The 972-nt window shown below is 53.2% G+C and carries 1 pseudogene; it reads right to left on the reverse strand.

What is annotated here, in order from left to right:
* Positions 1 to 18: 18 nt before the first annotated feature.
* A pseudogene (locus AC3Y7R_RS15605) lies at positions 19 to 972 on the reverse strand (IS3 family transposase); the annotation flags it as partial.

Here is a 972-nt window from a genome sequence, read left to right on the forward strand (position 1 = left end):
TGAGGTGCCCCTAGTTTTCTAGACACCTGCTTTGTTCATTCTCTGTTGTTTTGTTTCATAGTCAACTGGTGACAGCATCCGGTTGTTCGTGTGCTTGCGAGTTGGGTTGTAGAACATCTCAATGTAATCGAACACGTCCTGCCTTGCGGCGTCGCGCGTAATGTAGGTCCGTCGCCTGATCCGCTCGCGTTTCAAAAGGTGAAAGAAGCTTTCCGCAACCGCATTGTCATGACAATTTCCACGCCTGCTCATACTGGCATCCAGATTGTGTTTTCCAAGGAACGATTGCCACTCTTTGCTGGTAAACTGTGATCCTTGGTCCGCTGCCCGGCAGGGTATTGCGCAGCAATGCACGAGAGGGGGAATGGATCATAACCTTGGTCTTTGGCTTGCGTCGCCAAACAGCGCTCAGCAATGCCTGTAAAGCGAGGTCAGTTGTCATGCGGGACTGCATCGACCATCCCACGACGCGCCTTGAGAATAGATCGATAACCACTGCCAGATATGACCAACCTTCATGCGTTTTAATATAAGTGATGTCAGTTACCCAGACGCTGTCGGGTATATCGACTTCGAACTGCCGATCCAGGTTATTGTTGGCGACTACCGCTGGCTTGCCACCATAACGACCGGGGCGCCGCTTGTAGCCGATCTGGGCCGCAATCCCTGCTAGGCTGGCTAATCGCGAGACACGGTTCTTTGAACACGTCTCGCCTTGATCGAGCAGGTCATCATGCAGCTTTCTGTAGCCATAAACTTTACCGCTGTCAGTCCATGCTTGCCGGATCAGCTCCGTCTGTCGCACATCTTCATGCGCACGGAGGGCTTAACGGTTCCTTAAGCCATGCATAAAAGCCGCTGAAATGTACCATTAGCATCCGGCACATGGCGCGGACCGAAAACTCGGGCCGATGTGCCTTCCCTCTCGGGACATGGCTGCGCAATACCCTGCCGGGCAGTGAATAACCGCGT

It is taken from the genome of Litoreibacter sp., from assembly GCF_058136045.1.